This window comes from Chelativorans multitrophicus (assembly GCF_011317445.1).
GTDB classification, from domain to species: domain Bacteria; phylum Pseudomonadota; class Alphaproteobacteria; order Rhizobiales; family Rhizobiaceae; genus Chelativorans; species Chelativorans multitrophicus.
In genome coordinates, this window is record NZ_JAAAPL010000001.1 from 2,056,271 (window position 1) to 2,074,748 (window position 18,478).

Below are 18,478 nucleotides of genomic sequence, written 5' to 3' on the forward strand. Positions count from 1 at the left end.
GCAGAGAAATGAGCGAGAAGAACTTCGAGAAAGCGGCCGATGGAATGACCGCGCTGTTCGTGCGCCGCCCGGTCTTCGCTTTTGTGATCAATACGCTGATTGTGGTCGCGGGGCTCGCCGCACTTTTCGGCGTGGAAGTTCGTGAACTGCCGGATGTGGATCGGCCCGTCATCTCCGTGACGACAACTTTCGACGGCGCCGCCGCTGAAACCATCGACCGGGAGATCACCGCAGCGGTCGAAGGGGCAGTGGCGCGTGTGCCGGGCGTGTCCGCGATCTCGTCCTCCTCCTCCTTTGGCAGAAGCCGTGTCACGATTGAGTTCCGCGAAACCGTCGATCTGAATGCGGCAGCGTCCGACGTGCGCGATGCCGTCGGCCGGATCCAAAATCAGCTGCCCGAAGACGCCGACGCTCCCATCGTCGTCAAGGCTGACGACAATGCCGATGCCATCATGCGGCTCGCCGTCACCTCGGACCGGATGAACATCGAGGATATGACGCTTTATGTCGACGACGAGATTGTCGACAAGCTGGCGGCCGTTCCGGGCGTCGCCGACGTGCAGGTCTACGGCGACCGCACCAAGATTTTTCGTGTTGATATCGACCAGTCGCGCCTTGCAAGCCATGGCATGACGGTGGGAGATATCGCAAGCGCGGTCGAAACCGTCGCCTTCGATAGCCCCGCCGGCTCGCTGACCAGCAACACGCAAGATCTAATCGTGCGTGCTACCTCATCCATCACCACCCCCGAGGAAATGGAGAACATCAAGCTCTCGCCGAATGTGCGCCTCGGAGATGTAGCCACCGTAACCCTTGGCCCGGACGAGGGCGAAAGCCGCCTGCGCACCAATGGACAGCTGGGCATCGGGCTCGGCATCGTGCGCCAGGCGCAGTCCAACACGCTCGAAATTTCAGAGGGCGTCAGGCAGGCGGTTGACGACCTGGCGAAAACCATGCCGGAGGGCATGTCCATCTCGATTACCAGCGACGATGCCATTTTTATCAACGGCGCCATCCATGAGGTCGAGATCGCCCTTCTTATTTCGGTCACCATCGTGCTCGGGGTCATCTATCTTTTCCTGCGCGACTGGCGGGCCACCATCATTCCCGGCATTGCCATTCCCGTCGCCCTCATCGGCACGATCGCCGCAATTTACCTGGTCGGCTTCTCCGTAAACATCCTGACCCTGCTGGCCCTCGTGCTTGCCACCGGGCTTGTCGTGGACGACGCCATCGTCGTGCTCGAGAACATCGTGCGCCGGCGCAATCAAGGTATGGGCCCGCGCGCCGCGGCCGTTCTCGGCACGCAGGAGGTTTTCTTTGCCGTCATCGCGACCACGGCAACCCTGATCGCGGTTTTCGTGCCGCTGTCCTTCCTCCCCGGCCAGGCGGGGGGGCTATTCAAGGAATTCGGCTTTGTACTGGCCTTCGCGATGCTCCTTTCGTCGGTTGTTGCTCTCTCGCTCTGCCCCATGCTCGCATCGCGCATGCTGTCATCGGGCGAGTTGCATGGCGAAACGAGCGACGGTCCGATCAGCCGTATTGGGGCAGCCCTAGCGAAGCTATATGCCCGCACCCTGCATTTCTGCCTGGATGCACCTGTGATCGTCATCATCGTGTCGCTGCTCTTTGCCGGGGCAGCATACGCCGTTTTCGGAAACATCAGGTCCGAGCTCACGCCGCCCGAAGACCGTTCCATCGCGATGATGCGTGTCTCTGCTCCGCAGGGCGTGAGCATCGATTATCTTGCCGGAAAAATGCGCGAGATCGAGGCAGCGATCCAGCCGCTGCGCGACGGCGGGGAAATCCGCACGACCTTCTCAATTACGGGCCAGGGAGGATCGAACAGCGCCTTCCTGATGCTCGGGCTTGCGCCTTGGGAAGAGCGTGAGCGCTCCCAGCAAGAGATTCTGGAGGATGTGAACGCGCGCGCGGCGCGGATCGCCGGTGTGCGCGCCTTTGCCTTTCAGCCCAACAGTCTGGGCATCCGCGGCTCTGGAAGCGGCCTGCAATTCGCCGTCGCCGGTAACAACTATGAAAGGCTGACCCAGGCGGCGCAGGCGATCATAGCCGATATGGAAAGCGACCCTGGGTTCGATCAGCCACGGCTAACCCAAGACGCCACGCAGCCGCAGTTGAAGGTGGAGGTGGACCGAGAGCGGGCAGCGGACCTCGGCATAGATATCGAGGGCCTCGGCCAGGCGATACAGTCACTGCTCGATGGGCGCAAAATCGCCGACCTTTTCATCGACGACAAAAGCTACGACGTGAAGCTCGTTTCCACCACGAACCCGATCAACGACCCGACCGATCTTGAAAACATCTTCATCAGGACAGGCGACGGGCGGTTCGTGCCTTTATCCACCGTCACCACCCTTCGGGAAGAACCTGTACCGCCCTCGCTGAACCGCGAGGAGCAATTGCGGGTGGTTCGCATCACCTCCGGCTTGGCGCAAGATTTTCCTCTCGGTGAAGCACTTCAGCGCGCGGAGGAGATTGCGGCTGCCCATCTGCCGTCCGGCGCCCGGATCATTCCTCTGGCGGAGGCCGCGACCCTTGGTGAGACCGGCAACAGCATGCTCACAACTTTCGGCTTCGCGCTGGTCATCATATTGCTGGTGCTGGGGGCGCAGTTCGAGAGCTTCGTCAGCGCCCTCATCATCATGGCGACAGTGCCGCTGGGGCTTGCCTGCGCCGTTTTCGCGCTCCTTCTTACGGGAACCAGCCTGAACGTCTATAGCCAGATCGGCCTTGTTCTTCTCGTCGGCATCATGGCGAAGAACGGCATTCTCGTCGTGGAGTTCGCCAATCAGCTGCGCGACCGCGGCCTTAAGGTGAGAGAGGCTGTGGAACAAGCGGCCCTGATCCGCCTGCGCCCTGTAATGATGACCATGATCTGCACCGTCGTTGGCGGCGTGCCTCTTGTGCTCGCTTCCGGCGCAGGGGCCGAGGCGCGCATCGCGCTCGGCTGGGTGATCGTGGGTGGCCTCGGCCTTTCCGCGCTTTCCACCCTTTACCTGACGCCAGTTGCCTATCTGCTGCTCGGGCGCTTCATCACACCGAAGGTCGAAGAGGAAGCACGCCTCGACCGCGAACTGACACAAGCGGCCACGACGAATACTAAGATCTAGAGCCTTTCACGGCTCTGGATCCGCACTCCTGCTGACGCACGGATGACATCGAGCGTGCAACGAGGTATCTCTGCGCGCGTTTTTGCAACACCCTACAGCAGACGGGAGTGCGGTCATTGTCTAGGCAAGCGGTGCGAATCGAAGATGCGCTGGCCATGGTGGGTAAGGAGGTAGGTATCTCCAGCTGGCGCACGGTCTCCCAGGAGATGATAGACCAGTTCGCCGCCGCCACCGACGATCATCAGTTCATCCATACCGACCCCGAGCGCGCCGCGCGCGAAACCCCGTATGGGGGCACCATCGCGCACGGCTTTCTTACGCTTTCACTCCTATCCACTCTTATATTCGAGGCGGTGCCGCCGCTCGAAGGAACGTCGATGGGCATGAATTTCGGGTTTGACCGCATACGTTTCCTCAACCCGGTGAAATCCGGGGGGCGCATCCGCGGCCGATTCCTTCTCGCGCATATGAAGGTGCGGCCATCGGGCATCATCGAGACCCACTACGACGTCACCATCGAAATTGAGAATTCGTTGAAGCCGGCCCTTACCGCTCGTTGGCTGACCTTGGCATTGCCAGAAGAGCTTCCCGGACAATCTGCTGCTTGAAAGCTCTTACTTTGATGTTTCTTCTGTCTGCAATTGCTTGACGGCGATCCCTCAAACCGTGAAAAGACCGCCGGGGGCGATCCGATGAAGCAAGTCGCTGGCGGTGGACGGCGCGAGTCGAGTGAATTGGAGCGAAGTTTGAATGGTCCATTTAGCGGTCTGACGGTGCTCCTCACGGGCGCCGCAGGCGGTTTCGGAAGGTGCCTGGCGAGGAGATTGGCAGCCGACCGCGCGCGCCTCGTACTGTCTGATCTTCATGAGGAACCGCTCGCCGAGCTTGCGCGCTCGCTCGATACGGAGGTGGCCTTTCTTGCCGGCGACATCTCGGAGGAGGCGACAGCCGAAAAGCTTGTGGCGCTCGCACAAGAGCGCTTCGGGAGCCTGGATATCGCGATCAACAATGCCGGCATCGCGCAAACCTTCGTAAAGCTGCACCTTATCCCCTCGGACGAGGCGCGCCGGGTGATTGAAGTTGATCTCTTGGGCGTCTTCTATGCGATGAAGCACCAGCTTCCCGCGATGGAACGCCAATTCCGGCACGACAAGCGCCGCCGGGCCATCGTGAATATTGCTTCCGTCGCAGGGCTGACGGGCGCGCCGCGGCTTGCCATCTATTCGGCGGCCAAGCATGGCGTAATAGGCCTGACGCGCACGGCGGCGGCCGAATACGCAGCGAAAGGCGTGCGGATCAATGCTGTCTGCCCGTCCTATGCGCGGACGAAAATGGTGATGGGGGCGCTCGCGATGTCGCCCGCGGAGCCCAGTGATGCCGAGGCTGGCCTCACGCGCGACGTTCCGATGAAGCGGCTTGCCGAAATCGACGAGGTGGTGGAGGTAATTCTCTTTGCCGCCAATCCGAAAAACAGCTTCATGACCGGCCAGGCACTCGCCGCCGATGGCGGCGTGCTGGCCACGTGAAGAACGGCGGAAGCCGGTCTTCCGTCCGGAGCTGCACCGATCAAGAACTTAGGCCGCAGAGCGGCCTCACCCGTTATTTTTCTTTGGTCCACCCGCATGAGTGCTGGATACCACCGACGGCGGGTCGCTCGCTGGAAATGTATCCTCTAAACCCTCCTCCAACTCGTCATCCTTTTGGTGGGCGGCTTCGTCCGCCTCATCACCGGGATTTTGCTTTGCGAACTCTTTCGGCGCTCCCGTGCGGGTGGTCTGCGTAGCCGAAACGGGATCGCTTGCCGGGAAAGTATCCTCGAGGCCTTTCTCCAGCTCTTCCTCCATCTCCTTTTTTCCGGGACGCTCATCGGGCTTACGATTTTCGGGAAGCATAGGTCGGGCTCCTTCTTGTTCGAGGAAAACGCCGAAGGGGATAGCCGGTTCCGGCTTTCGGGCCGATGAGCTGGCCGTCTTCCGGGCCAGGCTTTCTCCAAGAGTCGCAAGATCTCCTGGAAACAGCAGCGCCAGGATTCAATATGGAACTCCGTTTCCGCAAACCGCCTCAACGATTTCGGCCGTTGCGATACCGGGCGGGAAGCAGTGCAACGCCAGACGTCGGGCTGATTACGATGAAGTTTGCCGCTTCGCCCGACCTGGCCGCGCCACCGCGAGGAGGTTATTGGACCGAGGGGTGAATTTTCATTACCCTACTTGCATCAACGGCCTCTCGACAAAAGTGGTTGATTCTGATATTAGCGCGCAGATTCCTGCGATGGGTTCCGTCGCGGGAGATCGGTTTTTGAGCAAAGAAGCTCATAACCGTCACCATCAACGCTTTGACAGGAAACCCAGGTGCAGGTACTCGTCCGCGACAACAATGTTGACCAGGCGCTTCGCGCGCTGAAAAAGAAGATGCAGCGCGAAGGCATTTTCCGCGAGATGAAAATGCGCGGCCATTATGAAAAGCCGTCTGAAAAGCGGGCACGGGAGAAGGCAGAGGCCGTGCGGCGCGCACGCAAGTTGGCGCGCAAGCGCGCCCAGCGGGAAGGCCTCGTCAGTGGACGGCCGGCGGCGGCGCGCTGAGCGCCCACATTTTGTCCTTTTCAGCAGCTTACATAACCGAGGTGGCGCGATCGAACATCGCCGCCACCTTTTTTATTGCGGCGCTCTGGCTGGATGCGCCCGCGGATGCGGCAGATTTGGAAAGGACGGGAGTTGATGGCTGAAGGTGTAATGGCGCAGAACGCAACCCATTCCCGAGTGCGAACGGCTCTGGTGTTCGTTGCTCTGATGAGCTTGGCAGCTTGCAACACGACCGATCCCGTGACGGACCTGACACGCATCGACACCGCGCAGGGATCGGAGGAAAACATCGCCTCGCTCAGCGCCGTCATCGAGCGTACGCCAAACGACCCCGAAGCTTATAATATCCGCGGCGCTGCCTATGGGCGGGGCGGCAATTACCGCGAGGCGCTCAAGGATTTTGACAGGGCAATTCAGCTCGACCCGCGCTCCTTCCGGGCTTATGCGAACCGGGCGCTGATCTATCGTTACATGGGCGATCAGCAGCGGGCGCTAGCGGATTACAACCAGGCGATCGCCCTTAACGCCAGCTACGACGTCGCCTATATCGGCAGGGGCGAACTTTACCGCCTCGCCGGGCGCTCCACGGAAGCCTTCCAGGATTTTGAAAAGGCGATCCAACTCGATACCACGGACCCGCGCGCATACCATCGCCGCGGCCTTCTCTATCAAGCAAGCGGCCAGCATCAATATGCGATCGAGGATTTCGCCAAGGCGATCTCCCTCGCCCCCGATCAGCCCTATGGCTACAATGGCCGCGGCCTTTCTTATCTCGCCCTGGGCGATGACGAGAATGCCTTCACGGATTTCAACACCGCCATCCGTTTGAATGAACAGCTGGCGGAAAGCTGGGCAAATCAGGCGCTCGTCTACGAGAAGCGCGGCGAAATGGATAAGGCGGCACGCTCTTATGCGCGCGCTTTGAGCCTCGATGCCAACTACACACCGGCCCGCGACGGCGTCGCAAGAACGCAAGGTGCGGGCGGCGCGGCGACGGCATCCAGGACCTGAGTTCCGGGCTCCATCCAACATTCCTGCGGAACTATCCTTGCGCAGCCGCTGTTCTAAAGCGGCAACGGAAGAGGAGTTTCAGCCATGAACAGGAGCGCCATAGCCGCGTTTGGAGCGGTGATCGCCCTATCGGCTTCCACGTCCTTCGCAACCCCTCAGCAGCGCACGGAGATCGGCACCCTTGATTGCCTTATCCAGGGCGGCGTCGATATCGGCTTTGTCACCTCCAAGGAACTTTCCTGCACCTTCCAGCCTGCGGATTCCGCCAGGCCGCCGGAAAGCTATATCGGGGTGGTAAGAAAATTCGGGCTGGAGGCAGGCGCCACCGGTGAAAGTGTGATGCGGTGGATCGTGCTGGCTCCCACCGTCACAGATCCCTACGCACCCGGATCGCTGGCCGACAATTATGTGGGTCCAAGTGCTGAAGTGACAGCGGGCATCGGAGGCGGCGCCAACATTCTGGTGAGCCAAACCAGCAAGAACCTGATCCTCCAGCCGATAAGCCTGCAGGCTCAGACCGGGCTCAATGTGGCCATCGGCGTCAGCGAATTCCAGCTCCGCTCGACTGCCCTGTGAGACAAAGCCCCTCCTTTGGCGCACGGCCGGCGGAGCTGGCTCAAGCAAAGGCGCCGCCCAACAGGAGAGTTAAAAGCCCCAGCACGAACAGGGCCGCGCCAGGCCAGTTATGCGTGAAGCCAAGGAACCTAAGGCCCTGTCGCGGCGGTTCTAGCGTGCTGTCTTGGGCACCATGGCGCGACCTTGGCGGGTCACTCAGCCTTCTGGTCCAGAGAGTGGAATAAGCCATCTGCAGAAGGCCAAGGATGACCAGCAGCGCGCCTAGCCAGATTACGACCATTTCTCCGCCTCCTCTCTGCACAGCCTATCTAGGGCAGCATTTCGAGGCGGCTACAAAGGCGAAAAGCCCGGCGCAAGGCCGGGCTTTTCTTGCATGGTTCGAACCATGGCGCGGTAACCGCTAGTGATCCATCGCCTTGACGATGTCTTCGGTCATCTTCTTGGCGTCGCCGAGCAGCATCATCGTGCCGTCCTTGTAGAACAGCGTATTGTCGATACCTGCATAGCCGGAACCGAGCGAGCGCTTCACAAAAAGGCAGGTACGCGCCTTGTCGACATCTAGGATCGGCATACCGTAAATGGGTGAGGACTTGTCGTCCCGTGCCGCAGGGTTGGTAACGTCATTCGCGCCGATGACATAAGCTACGTCGGCCTGGGCGAACTCGGAATTGATGTCCTCCAGCTCGAACACCTCGTCATAGGGCACCTGGGCTTCCGCAAGCAGCACATTCATATGGCCGGGCATGCGGCCCGCCACCGGATGAATGGCATATTTCACCTCGACCCCATTGGCCTTCAGCTTGTCTGCCATTTCGCGCAGCGCATGCTGGGCCTGGGCGACTGCCATGCCATAGCCCGGTACGATGATGACTTTCTGCGCGTTCATCATCAGATAGGCCGCATCGTCAGCCGAACCCTGCTTGACCGTACGTTCGATGCCGTCATCCACTGCCGCCGCTGTCTCCCCGCCGAAGCCTCCGAGGATCACGGAGATGAAGGAGCGGTTCATGCCCTTGCACATGATGTAGGACAGGATCGCACCCGAGGAACCGACCAGAGCACCGGTGATGATGAGCGCCAGATTGCCGAGCGTGAAGCCAATTCCGGCTGCCGCCCACCCCGAATAGGAGTTGAGCATCGACACAACGACCGGCATGTCCGCGCCGCCGATCGGGACAATGATGAGAACACCCAGAATGAGCGACAGGATCACGATGAGCCAGAAAATCGTATGGCTCTGCGTCACCACCAGCATCGCGATGAGCACGACAAGCGCAATGCCGATTGCAGCATTGAGCGGATGGCGCCCAGGAAGCAGAATGGGTTTTCCCGACATGCGGCCATCCAGCTTCAGGAAGGCGATGATCGAACCGGTGAAGGTGATGGCGCCGATCGCCACACCAAGGGACATTTCCACCAGCGCCTGCGCATGAATAGCGCCCACTTCGCCGATACCGAAGCTTTCGGGCGAGTAAAGAGCAGCGGCAGCCACCATGACGGCGGCAAGGCCCACCAGGCTATGGAAGGCGGCAACGAGCTGCGGCATTGCCGTCATGGCGATGCGCCGCGCGGTTACCGCGCCCACACCGCCGCCGATTGCAAGCCCTGCAAGGATGAGCAGGAAGCCGCCCGGCGTAGGCGTCGTCAGCAAAAGCGTGGTCACAATGGCAATCGCCATGCCGACCATGCCATAGAAATTGCCTTGGCGGCTGGTGGTGGGGTGCGAAAGGCCGCGCAGCGCCAGGATGAATAGGATGCCGGAGACAAGATAGAGGAAAGAGGCGAGATTGGCGCTCACGTCACTTTTCCTTCTTCTTGTACATCGCCAGCATGCGCTGGGTTACCAGGAAACCGCCGAAGATGTTCACCGAGGCGAGCACCAGGGCAACGAAGCCGAAGCCGGTCGCAAGGCCCGAAGCCGAGATCCCCACGGCAAGCAGGGCGCCCACGACGATGACCGAGGAAATCGCATTGGTCACGGACATCAGCGGCGTATGCAGCGCCGGCGTCACCGACCACACCACATAGTAGCCGACGAATATGGCCAGTACGAAGATTGCAAAGCGGAAGATGAAAGGGTCGATGGCTCCTGCCGTCGCCCCGTGCGCAGCGGCGCCGGCGGCATCAGCCAGACCTTCCGCTTGCATATTCTCGAAAGCGGCGCGGACGCTCGCCGTTGCGCGCTCCAGTTGATCGAGCGCTTGATCGATCGCGTTCGGCTCCATTAGGCATCACCTCCCGTCTTAGGCGTGGCCGGCTTCTTGGGTTTCGCTCTCTCAGCCGCCGGTTTTTCGGTGGCCTTGCGGCGCGACCCCGCCCTTTTTGGCGCAACCTCGAGGCCGGGTTCCGTTCCTTTGGCAGCCTTTTCCACCTCGGGATCGGAGGGCGACGGCTTCGGTGTCGCCGCTGGCGTGGCGCCTGCGAAATTGGGGTGCACCACCGCTCCGTCATGGACAAGAAGGGTCGCCTTCACCAACTCGTCGTCGAAATTGACCGACATCGCCTTCGTTTGCTTGTCGATCATGGTTTCCAGGAAGGCGTAGAGATTCCGTGCGTAAAGCAGCGATGCCGAAGCAGCCACCCGTCCCGGCACGTTGAGATGACCGATGATTTTCACACCATTGGCCGTCGTAATCACTTCGCCGGGCACCGCGCCCTCGACATTACCGCCGCGCTCGACCGCAAGATCCACGATCACCGATCCCGCCCGCATCGAGGCGACCATTCCGGCCGTCACCAGCCGCGGCGCGGGCCGGCCCGGGATAAGCGCTGTCGTGATCACGATATCCTGCTTGGCGATGTGCTCGGCCACCAGTTCAGCCTGCGCCCGCCTTTCGTCCTCAGTCAGTTCGCGCGCATAGCCGCCCTGGCCGGAGGCATCCTTGAGCGCGTCCGTCATGATGAATTTGGCCCCAAGCGAAGCCACCTGCTCGCCCGCGGCCGCGCGCACGTCGGTCGCCGTAACCACCGCTCCCAACCGCCTAGCGGTTGCAATCGCCTGAAGGCCGGCAACACCGGCGCCCATGACGAAGACTTTCGCCGCCGGCACGGTACCCGCCGCGGTCATCATCATTGGAAGCGCCCGGTCATATTCGGCCGCCGCATCGATCACGGCACGGTAGCCGGCGAGGTTCGCCTGGCTGGAGAGCACGTCCATGGATTGCGCGCGCGTGATGCGCGGCATGAATTCCATGGCAAAAGCCGAAATTCCGGCCTTGGCCATCGCCGCCACATCGGCCTCATGGCCGTAAGGGTCCATGGTGGCGATCACCAGGGCGCCCTTCTTGTAGGATTTGAGTTCCAAAGCGGTGGGCCTGCGGACCTTCAGGACCACATCGGCCTTAGCCGCGTCGGCCGCACCGCCGAGCGTGGCGCCGGCCTTCTCGAACTCCTCGTCCGTGATGCGTGAGGCGAGCCCCGCGCCACGTTCCACGATGACCGTGAAACCGAGCCCGCTAAGCCGTTTCGCCGTATCTGGCGATGCGGCGACGCGCGGCTCGTTCGTGTCCGCCTCCTTGGGCACAAAGATAGTCTGTCCCACCGTCAACTCCCTCTGTTGGACGGTCCCCCGTGGCCCCCCGGCCGAACGGTGGATTACCGCAAAATCCAGGCGCCGACGGCGCAGATGAGGATGAAGAGAATAGTGCTGGAAATGAACCCGGCGGGAGTGAAGAAACCGAAGGCCATCGCGATCAGAAGCGCCGCCACCGACAGGCAGCCATATTTTGTGATCGTGAGGAAGAGATTGTAGGTGCGCTCGTGCTCAGCGTAATCCATTTCCGCACCAATTTCGGCCGGCACTTCCGGCGTATCATGTGCCATCGCAGAACCCCTTGGAAGAAACTGCCAAGGGGAATAGCGAAAAGGACGCAGGAGAGCAATGGGCAGCGTGGCCGCAGCCACGCCATACCTCTCTTTCGACGTTTTCTACACCTGAGACAAAGGCTGGGCTGGCCGAAGCCGACGCGCGCTCAGGTCGTCCCGGCCGAAAGGCCGTTACCCTACCCGGCCAGTTGCGGAAACAATCCAAGCAAGCCCACGAGGATGAGATAGAAGGCGACGATGTAGTTCAACAGGCGCGGCATGATAAGGATCAGGATGCCGGCAATGAGCGAAACCAACGGCGTCAGTGAAAGTCCAAAAACTGCAGTTTCCATCGTCACAACCCGTCATTTTGTTAAGCGCTGATCAAACCGCCCTTGAAGGTTGCTTCGGCGGCCAGGGAACACCTGCGCCACAGCACCGGCTAGGCGGCATGTTTCAAATATTTTGCTGTCGGCAGAATCGTCAGTGGTCCAATCTCACCTTGTTTCGGCCGTTCGAAAAGCATCCGCTGCTCAAAGGCTGTTGAGCGGAAGAATGGATACTGATTGATGATATTGTCCAGGTTCTTGGCGCAGTTGGATTCAAGCAGATGCACCGGCACCGTCAATCCCGGATACTCACGCGGGCCGGTCGTTGGAACTGACCTGAATACCTTATGGTAGAAGGCGGAATGCTCTTCCTTGATTGCTGTAAGGCAACACGTCGGATTGAAGTATTTGCAGGCCACCACAGCGAGACGCAGAGTAACATAGGGTAATACGCGCAGCGTGCGCGACCACTCGTTATCCGCGGCAAAGCGGCTCGGATCGATGAAGCTTTCCCCCGCCTTGATGCGCGGCTCGAGAATATCGCCGAAAACCTTGGAGCTGGGAGCTGTGCGATTGGTCTCATCAACGTAATGTAGACGTATGGTGCTGACCAAATTCCCCCGGTAAAAAATCCCGAAACGATATGAGTTCGCTAGCTCATCATATTGGTCCGTCACCGTCCGGGCTGCATCTTCTTTCACCATTCCGGCATTCCGATAAGAATCGTATCGGAGACGGTAAATTGCTTCCAAGTCCTCGCCCTTTTCACAGAGCCGATATTCGACTTCTTCAAGGACCGCAAAGACACTTCTGTTGAACGGGGAATCGATATCCGTAGCTTCAGACCGTGCTTGAGACACAGCTATATTTCTGTACGCCTGCATGAAGCACCCCTCTCCAGTTTAGGAGTAACGCAGAGACTTTATAAAGCCAAAAGGAAAAATTAGAAGATACATATTTACCTTGTGTTAACCTTAAGGCAATTTCCTTGCGTTAACCTTAACAGGTGGCTTCTTTGAAGTAAGAGCGAGTTGTTGGCTTCAGTGCTGTAAGCTTTTGTCGCGCCGAATGTTCCCGTCTTCCGCGTACCAGACCACGTCTGACATGGTTTTGATCCCGGAAGCGGACAGAGCGGATCCAAAAAGAAAACCTTGCACCCGGTCGGGCTTAACAGAGGTTTCGAGCAGCTTAAGCTGCTGAAAGGTTTCCACCCCCTCCACCGTCACGTCCAGGCCGAGCCCGCGGGACAGCTGCACGACGCTCTTCAGCAGCTTGTGAGACCGTGGATTCTTCGTCACGTCATGGAGGAAGCTGCTGTCGATCTTCACCCGGTCAAGAGGAAGCGTGTGAAGGTAGCTCAGGCTCGAATAGCCGGTGCCGAAATCGTCGAGGGCGATTCGAATGCCTAGTTCCTTGAGCCCTTCGATATAAAGACGCGTGGCATCCTTGTCATAGAGCAGCGCCGTTTCAGTCACTTCGATCTCCAGGCGCTCGGGGGCTATCCCGGATTTGTTAAGCGTTTCGCGAACCTTGTCGATCACGGCCCCGCTCTGAAAATCCTTGGCTGAAAGATTGACCGAGACGCCGATATGTTGGGGCCAGTTCATGCATTCCTGGCAGGCTGCCTCCAGCACGAAGGCGCTGATTTCCGAGATCAGCCCCATTTCCTCGGCAAGCGGGATGAAGATGGCTGGAGACACAGGACCCAGATCCGGATGATCCCATCGGCACAGGGCCTCGCAATCGGAGATACGCATGGTGCGCACGTCTACGATCGGCTGGTAGACAACGCGCAGGTTTCTTGACTGGATCGCGCTGCGCAGCTCTGATTTCATTATCTGCCGGCTGCGGAAAGCGGCGTCCATATCGGCCTCGAAAAGCCGCCAGCAATTTTTGCCCTGCTCCTTCGCGTTATAAAGGGCAAGATCTGCTTTGACAGTGATCATGTCCAGATCGCCGTCACGAACGGGCACAACGACAGCGCCGCCGCTCGCCTGGATTCTTAACAGATGGCCAGCGATATCGACCTCGCCCTGCAATGCGCTGAAGATCACGTTGAACTGATTTGCGAAATCCGTTTCATCCTCGACGCGATCGAAATAGACCATGAATTCGTCGCCGCCGAAGCGGCCCACTTTCACGCTTCCGCTCTCGAACTCCGCCAGGCGCTCCGCCACCGCATAGATCAATCCGTCGCCAACCGGATGGCCGAGCGTATCGTTGATCGTCTTGAAATCGTCCAGGTCCATAACGGCTAGGCCACAAAGGCGACTCTCGTCGCCAGCAGCCATGAATTCTCTCACCAGCTCCTGGAAATACGCCCTGTTCGGCAGGTTGGTCAGGCTGTCATACCGCGCCATGTGCCGGATTTTGGCTTCGGCTTCGACGCGCTGCGTCACTTCCTCGAACGTTAGGACTCGCAGTTCCTCGCGCCCTTCCCGCGCCGAGAATTCGATATACCGCCCGTCGGTCAGCGCCAGAAGCACTTTTCTGCCCCGTCCCTTGCTCAGTGCGCGCCTGAGCTGTGCCCGTGCATAGTCGAAGTCCTTAGGGCTCAACATGTTGCCCGCAAGACCGCGCATAAGCAGCGCATCGAGCGTTCGGCCGAGGAGTTGTTGAGACGACTGGAAGCTGAGGAATTCCGCCGCTTGGGCGTTGGCGACAACGACACGGCCCTGCGGGCTGAACATGACCAGCCCGTGCGACATGGTGTTCAGCGCACGGTCGAACCGCCGCGCAAGCTCATCGGCCTTTCGCCCCTCCTCCACTGCCCGCGCGAGGATATTCCGCACCTCCTCCGCGCTTCTCACAACGATATAGCCGAACGGAAGGACGAGAAGGCCAAGCACCACATACGGCAGTTCGGCGCGCAGCAGGAGCCCGGCCATGATCGGCGCCATCATTGTCGTGGTGAAGATCACCACCATTCGCGCCGAGCCGTAATTGCGGCCGACAACCGTCACCAGCGATGCGAGATTTATGCCCAGGGCACCAAGCTCGGCGAACTGGTCGGGGTAGAGAAAGACGGAAGAAAAGGCGAATAAGCCAAGCAGAAGGCCCTGGAATCCACCTTTGACGACGTAGCTGGCTTCCCATTTGCGCGCCGTCTCGACATCGAGTTTGTCCAGGTCCTCATCGGTGGGACGCAATCCCGAGAAGCGCCAGAAACCGACCGCGAGAAACAGCACCGAAAGTATTGCAAATAGCGGGCGCTCGGTTCTGAGATAGGCCATCAACGCGACGAGCATGTGAGAGAAGGCGCCGATGAGCAGCATAATCCTGCTCTCGAACAACGACCTCACAAACTGGACGTAGACATCATCTGGAATGTCGGTGGCACGCCTGGCCATATATTCTCCCGCTCCGCGATACGATTATGGCAATGCGAGCTTAAGAAAAAATTATGCGGTTGAAACGGACATTTTTATACTATTTCTTTATACCTCATTCGGCCGCTTCGAGGAGGGGGTCGGGATCGATCTTTTCAAGCCTTTCAAGTAGTCTTGCGCGTTCTTCGGCGGCCTTAGCGGCATTGGCCTGCCTAACATGGCCGAAGCCTCGGATCAAAGAAGGCACCGAAGCGAGCGCGGCTGCTGATTCGATTTTCTCCGGTGTAAGCGATTTCTCGATTCGATCCAGATCTCCTTCATATTGCTTCAGAAGCTCGCGTTCCATGCGCCTTTCGGCTGACATGCCGAAGAGATCAAATACCGTACCGCGAAGCCATTTGAGGCGCCCAAGGAAGGCAAATGCCTTGAGCATCCAAGGGCCGTAGCGCGCTTTCTTCAGGTGCCCCTGCGCATCCCGGCGAGCGAAGAGAGGGGGCGCCAGATGAAATTCGATGCGGTCGTAGCTCTCGAACTCGGCGGCAAGCTGACGCTTGAACGCCCCATCGGTATAGAGCCGCGCCACCTCATACTCGTCCTTGATGGCCATAAGCTTGAACAGGTTCCGTGATGCCGCCTCCGTCACCGCGGTTGAGCCGGGAACGGCCCTTTCTTCTGCTGTGCGCAGTCTCGCAATTCGCTCGCGGTAACGCGCGGCATAAGCTTCGTCCTGGTAAGCGGTCAGGAATTGTGCCCGCCGATCGATGATCTCGTCCAGCGACCGCGCTAAGGGCAGTTGACCGTCTGTAGAGGAGCGAGCCACCAGATCGTGCACATATCCGGGCTCGTGCGCGGCGCGCCTGCCCCAGCGGAAGGCCGCGATATTCATTTCTACCGCCTGCCCATTGAGATCGATCGCTTTCTCGATCGCCTCCGCCGAGACGGGCAGACCGCCCATCTGGTAGGCGATGCCGAGCATGAACATGTTGGTGCCGATCGAATTGCCGAAGAGCACGCTAGCGGTGCGGGTGGCGTCGAAGAAATGCGCCCTTTCCTCGCCGGCAGCCTCACGCACCGCCCGCTTCAGCCGCTCCACCGGCAGTGAAAAATCGGCGGAGCGCGCAAAATCGCCCGGCATCACCTCAGCCGTGTTGACCAGAAAAAGCGTGTGACCCTCGCGCACTGTCGAAAGCACCTTGCGCGAGCCGGAGACGACGAGGTCGCAGCCCAGCACCAGGTCCGCCTTGCCGGCGGAAACGTGGATCGAAGTGATGTCGGAAGGCTGTTTCGCGATCCGCAGATGCGAGAACACCGCCCCGCCTTTCTGGGCAAGCCCCGCCATGTCGATAATGCCTGCGCCTTTGCCCTCCAGATGCGCTGCCATGCCGAGGATGGCCCCGATCGTTACGACGCCGGTGCCTCCAACACCGTCCACAATCCCGGACCAGCCGTGGTCGAGCGGAAAAGACGCTGGCTCCGGCACGCCTTCGAGCGGGTCGATCTCGCCCGCCATGCCATCGACTTTCTTCAGCTTCGCGCCGTGCACGGTAACGAAGGAGGGACAGAAACCGTTGACGCAGGAAAAATCCTTATTGCAGCTCGACTGGTCGATGCGCCGCTTGCGGCCGAATTCCGTCTCCACGGGTTGGACGGAAACGCAGTTGGACTTCACCCCGCAGTCGCCGCAGCCCTCGCAGACAAGCTCGTTGATAATCACCCGCCGGTCGGGGTCGGGATAGGTGCCGCGCTTACGCCGCCGCCGCTTCTCCGCCGCGCAGGTCTGGTCATAGATGAGGACGGAAACGCCCTTCGCCTCCCTCAGGTCGCGCTGAACCTCATCGAGGTCGTCGCGATGATGCACGGTGGTTCCCGCCGGAAACCGGATGATGCCATCGTATTTTTCCGGCTCGTCGCTGACCACGGCGATGCGTTTCACGCCCATCGCCCGCACTTCCTCGGCGATCTGGCCAAGGCTGAGGCCTCCCTCGTGGGGCTGGCCGCCGGTCATCGCCACCGCATCGTTGTAGAGGATCTTGTAGGTCATGTTCACGCCGGCAGCGAGCGCGAAACGGATGGCCAGCGAGCCTGAATGGTTGAACGTGCCGTCACCGAGATTCTGGAAGAAGTGCTCGCGCTTGGAGAATGGAGCTTGACCGACCCATTGCGCGCCTTCGCCGCCCATGGCGGTGAACCCCACCGTCCCCCGGTCCATCCACAGCGCCATGAAATGGCATCCGATACCGCCACCGGCAATGGAGCCTTCCGGCAGCCGTGTCGAACTGTTGTGCGGGCAGCCGGAGCAGAAATAGGGGACGCGGATAGCCACATCCTTTGTTTCGGCGAGCCTTGCCTGAAATTGCCTGAGACGCGCCACCCGAGCGGAGATCTCTTCCGACGGCCCGATGACACGCAGGAGCCTCTCTCCGATCGCAACAGCGATCTGGTTGGGATCAAGCGCTCCTTTCACCGGGAAAAGCTGCTGTCCCCACTCATCCTTCTTGCCAATGATGACGGGATGGTTGGCCGTTCCATAGAGGTTTTCACGCAGCTGCACTTCGAGCAGCGAGCGCTTCTCCTCCACCACAATCACCATTTCGAGCCCGCGAACGAACTCGGCCATGTGCTCATAGTCGAAGGGCCATGGGCAGGCCACTTTGTACAGGCGAATTCCCAGGGCCGCGGCCCGTTGCTCGTCTATGCCGAGCTCATCGAGCGCCTGGCGGGTATCAAGATAGCTCGTACCGATGGTGACGATGCCGAGCCTGGCGTTTCGCCCCCCGGAGAAGACGATCCTGTTGAGCCCATTGGCTCGGACGAAGGCCGCGGCGGCTCTGCGCTTGTAATCATGCAGCCGCTCCTCCTGCCCGAGTTGATTGAACTCATGCCGGATATTGAGCCCTCCCGGCGGCATTTCGAATTCGGGGATTACAATATTGATACGGTCGAGTGCCACATCGACTGAGGCAGTCGACTCGATATTGTCCTTCACGCATTTGATTGCGGCCCAGGTGCCCGCGAAACGGGACAACCCATAGCCGTAGAGGCCATAGTCGATAAGCTCCTGCACGCCCGCCGGGTTGAGAATCGGCACCATCGTATCGACAAAGGCGAACTCGCTCTGGTGCGCGACTGTAGAGGATTCAGCGGTATGGTCGTCGCCCATCAGCGCCAGAACACCGCCATTCCTTGACGTCCCGGCCATATTGGCGTGGCGGAATACGTCTCCCGTGCGGTCGACGCCCGGTCCTTTCCCGTACCAAAGGGCAAAAACGCCATCATGTTTGCCCTCGCCCAGAAGCTCGGCCTGCTGAGAGCCCCAGCAGGCGGTCGCCGCCAATTCTTCATTGAGACCGGGTTGAAAGAGGATGTTGGCGGCGGAAAGCTCCTTGCCTGCTTTCCATAGCTGGTGATCTATGCCTGCCACCGGCGAGCCGCGATAGCCGGATACGAAGCCCGCCGTATCAAGGCCCAGCAGGCGGTCACGCTCACGCTGCATCAGGAGCATGCGCACGATCGCCTGGGCGCCGGACACGAAAATCCGCTCCTTCCGGAGATCGTATTTGTCGCTCAGCGACACCTCGTGGAGCGTCATGCCAGGTTCCTCCGCAGTGACGAGCCCCAGGCAGGGAGAAGCGCCCTACCAGAATAGTAAGATAGTTTTGGCGCGCGCTTTGACCAAGGAAAATCGAAGCCTTGGCAAAAAGAGCAACAGCAATATA

General features: G+C 60.0%; 16 protein-coding genes. 6 read left to right on the forward strand and 10 right to left on the reverse strand.

Annotation, left to right across the window (positions count from 1 at the left end; genetic code table 11):
• Window positions 1-8 precede the first annotated feature (8 nt).
• The 3 genes from GNP00_RS09710 (at window position 9) to GNP00_RS09720 (ending at window position 4,657) form a co-directional block, all read left to right on the forward strand.
• Window positions 9-3,131 (forward strand): efflux RND transporter permease subunit, encoded by a 3,123-nt coding sequence (locus GNP00_RS09710; RefSeq protein WP_011582113.1) that lies wholly within the window; start codon window positions 9-11, stop codon window positions 3,129-3,131.
• 155 nt (window positions 3,132-3,286) lie between these two features.
• The gene (locus GNP00_RS09715; protein WP_049764945.1) at window positions 3,287-3,739 is read left to right on the forward strand and encodes a MaoC family dehydratase; all 453 of its coding nucleotides are present in this window, start codon (window positions 3,287-3,289) and stop codon (window positions 3,737-3,739) included.
• A gap of 138 nt (window positions 3,740-3,877) precedes the next feature.
• The gene (locus GNP00_RS09720) at window positions 3,878-4,657 is read left to right on the forward strand and encodes an SDR family NAD(P)-dependent oxidoreductase (RefSeq protein WP_246259268.1); all 780 of its coding nucleotides are present in this window, start codon (window positions 3,878-3,880) and stop codon (window positions 4,655-4,657) included.
• Window positions 4,658-4,723: 66 nt separating this feature from the next.
• Here GNP00_RS09720 and GNP00_RS09725 read toward each other — a convergent pair whose 3' ends face one another.
• A complete protein-coding gene (locus GNP00_RS09725; RefSeq protein WP_246259267.1) occupies window positions 4,724-4,975 on the reverse strand; it encodes a hypothetical protein in 252 nt (83 codons plus the stop codon).
• A 507-nt stretch (window positions 4,976-5,482) separates the two neighbouring features.
• Here GNP00_RS09725 and rpsU point away from each other — a divergent pair.
• The 3 genes from rpsU to GNP00_RS09740 all read left to right on the forward strand — a co-directional run bounded on the left by rpsU (window position 5,483) and on the right by GNP00_RS09740 (window position 7,300).
• Window positions 5,483-5,713, forward strand: coding sequence for a 30S ribosomal protein S21 (rpsU, locus tag GNP00_RS09730; protein WP_011582117.1), 231 nt, complete (start codon window positions 5,483-5,485; stop codon window positions 5,711-5,713).
• A gap of 207 nt (window positions 5,714-5,920) precedes the next feature.
• Entirely contained in the window at window positions 5,921-6,724 is an 804-nt protein-coding gene (locus GNP00_RS09735) for a tetratricopeptide repeat protein (RefSeq protein WP_425482939.1), read from the forward strand.
• A gap of 84 nt (window positions 6,725-6,808) precedes the next feature.
• A complete protein-coding gene (locus tag GNP00_RS09740) occupies window positions 6,809-7,300 on the forward strand; it encodes a DUF992 domain-containing protein (protein ID WP_011582119.1) in 492 nt (163 codons plus the stop codon).
• 40 nt (window positions 7,301-7,340) lie between these two features.
• Here the strand turns inward: GNP00_RS09740 and GNP00_RS09745 are convergent, their stop codons facing one another.
• From GNP00_RS09745 to GNP00_RS09785, 9 genes are all read right to left on the reverse strand, one after another.
• Window positions 7,341-7,580, reverse strand: a complete 240-nt coding sequence (locus tag GNP00_RS09745; protein WP_041544796.1) for a hypothetical protein — start codon at window positions 7,578-7,580, stop codon at window positions 7,341-7,343.
• Window positions 7,581-7,700: 120 nt separating this feature from the next.
• Entirely contained in the window at window positions 7,701-9,098 is a 1,398-nt protein-coding gene (locus GNP00_RS09750; protein ID WP_011582121.1) for an NAD(P)(+) transhydrogenase (Re/Si-specific) subunit beta, read from the reverse strand.
• Window position 9,099: 1 nt separating this feature from the next.
• Complete coding sequence (locus tag GNP00_RS09755; RefSeq protein WP_011582122.1) at window positions 9,100-9,525, reverse strand: proton-translocating transhydrogenase family protein; 426 nt, start codon at window positions 9,523-9,525, stop codon at window positions 9,100-9,102.
• On the reverse strand, window positions 9,525-10,841 hold the full coding sequence (locus GNP00_RS09760) for a Re/Si-specific NAD(P)(+) transhydrogenase subunit alpha (protein WP_011582123.1): 1,317 nt from the start codon (window positions 10,839-10,841) through the stop codon (window positions 9,525-9,527). Before GNP00_RS09760 ends, GNP00_RS09755 begins: the two co-directional genes overlap by 1 nt.
• Before the next feature lie 53 nt (window positions 10,842-10,894).
• Window positions 10,895-11,122 carry an aa3-type cytochrome c oxidase subunit IV gene (locus tag GNP00_RS09765; RefSeq protein WP_011582124.1) on the reverse strand — a complete coding sequence of 76 codons (228 nt, stop codon included), beginning with the start codon at window positions 11,120-11,122 and terminating at the stop codon, window positions 10,895-10,897.
• A gap of 179 nt (window positions 11,123-11,301) precedes the next feature.
• Window positions 11,302-11,457 (reverse strand): DUF3096 domain-containing protein, encoded by a 156-nt coding sequence (locus GNP00_RS09770; RefSeq protein ID WP_011582125.1) that lies wholly within the window; start codon window positions 11,455-11,457, stop codon window positions 11,302-11,304.
• 89 nt (window positions 11,458-11,546) lie between these two features.
• Entirely contained in the window at window positions 11,547-12,317 is a 771-nt protein-coding gene (locus GNP00_RS09775) for an N-acyl amino acid synthase FeeM domain-containing protein (protein ID WP_011582126.1), read from the reverse strand.
• 156 nt (window positions 12,318-12,473) lie between these two features.
• Window positions 12,474-14,783, reverse strand: a complete 2,310-nt coding sequence (locus GNP00_RS09780; protein ID WP_166015966.1) for a putative bifunctional diguanylate cyclase/phosphodiesterase — start codon at window positions 14,781-14,783, stop codon at window positions 12,474-12,476.
• A gap of 94 nt (window positions 14,784-14,877) precedes the next feature.
• Complete coding sequence (locus GNP00_RS09785) at window positions 14,878-18,351, reverse strand: indolepyruvate ferredoxin oxidoreductase family protein (RefSeq protein ID WP_011582128.1); 3,474 nt, start codon at window positions 18,349-18,351, stop codon at window positions 14,878-14,880.
• Window positions 18,352-18,478 lie beyond the last annotated feature (127 nt).

Excerpts from the sequence above, each read along its gene's own strand:
- GNP00_RS09710 (WP_011582113.1), top strand. The coding sequence starts at position 9 with ATGAGCGAGAAGAACTTCGAGAAAGCGGCCGATGGAATGACCGCGCTG.
- GNP00_RS09715 (WP_049764945.1), top strand. The coding sequence starts at position 3,287 with ATGGTGGGTAAGGAGGTAGGTATCTCCAGCTGGCGCACGGTCTCCCAG.
- GNP00_RS09725 (WP_246259267.1), bottom strand. The coding sequence starts at position 4,975 with ATGGAGGAAGAGCTGGAGAAAGGCCTCGAGGATACTTTCCCGGCAAGC.
- GNP00_RS09735 (WP_425482939.1), top strand. The coding sequence starts at position 5,921 with ATGAGCTTGGCAGCTTGCAACACGACCGATCCCGTGACGGACCTGACA.
- GNP00_RS09740 (WP_011582119.1), top strand. The coding sequence starts at position 6,809 with ATGAACAGGAGCGCCATAGCCGCGTTTGGAGCGGTGATCGCCCTATCG.
- GNP00_RS09745 (WP_041544796.1), bottom strand. The coding sequence starts at position 7,580 with ATGGTCGTAATCTGGCTAGGCGCGCTGCTGGTCATCCTTGGCCTTCTG.
- GNP00_RS09755 (WP_011582122.1), bottom strand. The coding sequence starts at position 9,525 with ATGGAGCCGAACGCGATCGATCAAGCGCTCGATCAACTGGAGCGCGCA.
- GNP00_RS09765 (WP_011582124.1), bottom strand. The coding sequence starts at position 11,122 with ATGGCACATGATACGCCGGAAGTGCCGGCCGAAATTGGTGCGGAAATG.
- GNP00_RS09770 (WP_011582125.1), bottom strand. The coding sequence starts at position 11,457 with ATGGAAACTGCAGTTTTTGGACTTTCACTGACGCCGTTGGTTTCGCTC.
- GNP00_RS09775 (WP_011582126.1), bottom strand. The coding sequence starts at position 12,317 with ATGCAGGCGTACAGAAATATAGCTGTGTCTCAAGCACGGTCTGAAGCT.
- GNP00_RS09780 (WP_166015966.1), bottom strand. The coding sequence starts at position 14,783 with ATGGCCAGGCGTGCCACCGACATTCCAGATGATGTCTACGTCCAGTTT.
- GNP00_RS09785 (WP_011582128.1), bottom strand. The coding sequence starts at position 18,351 with ATGACGCTCCACGAGGTGTCGCTGAGCGACAAATACGATCTCCGGAAG.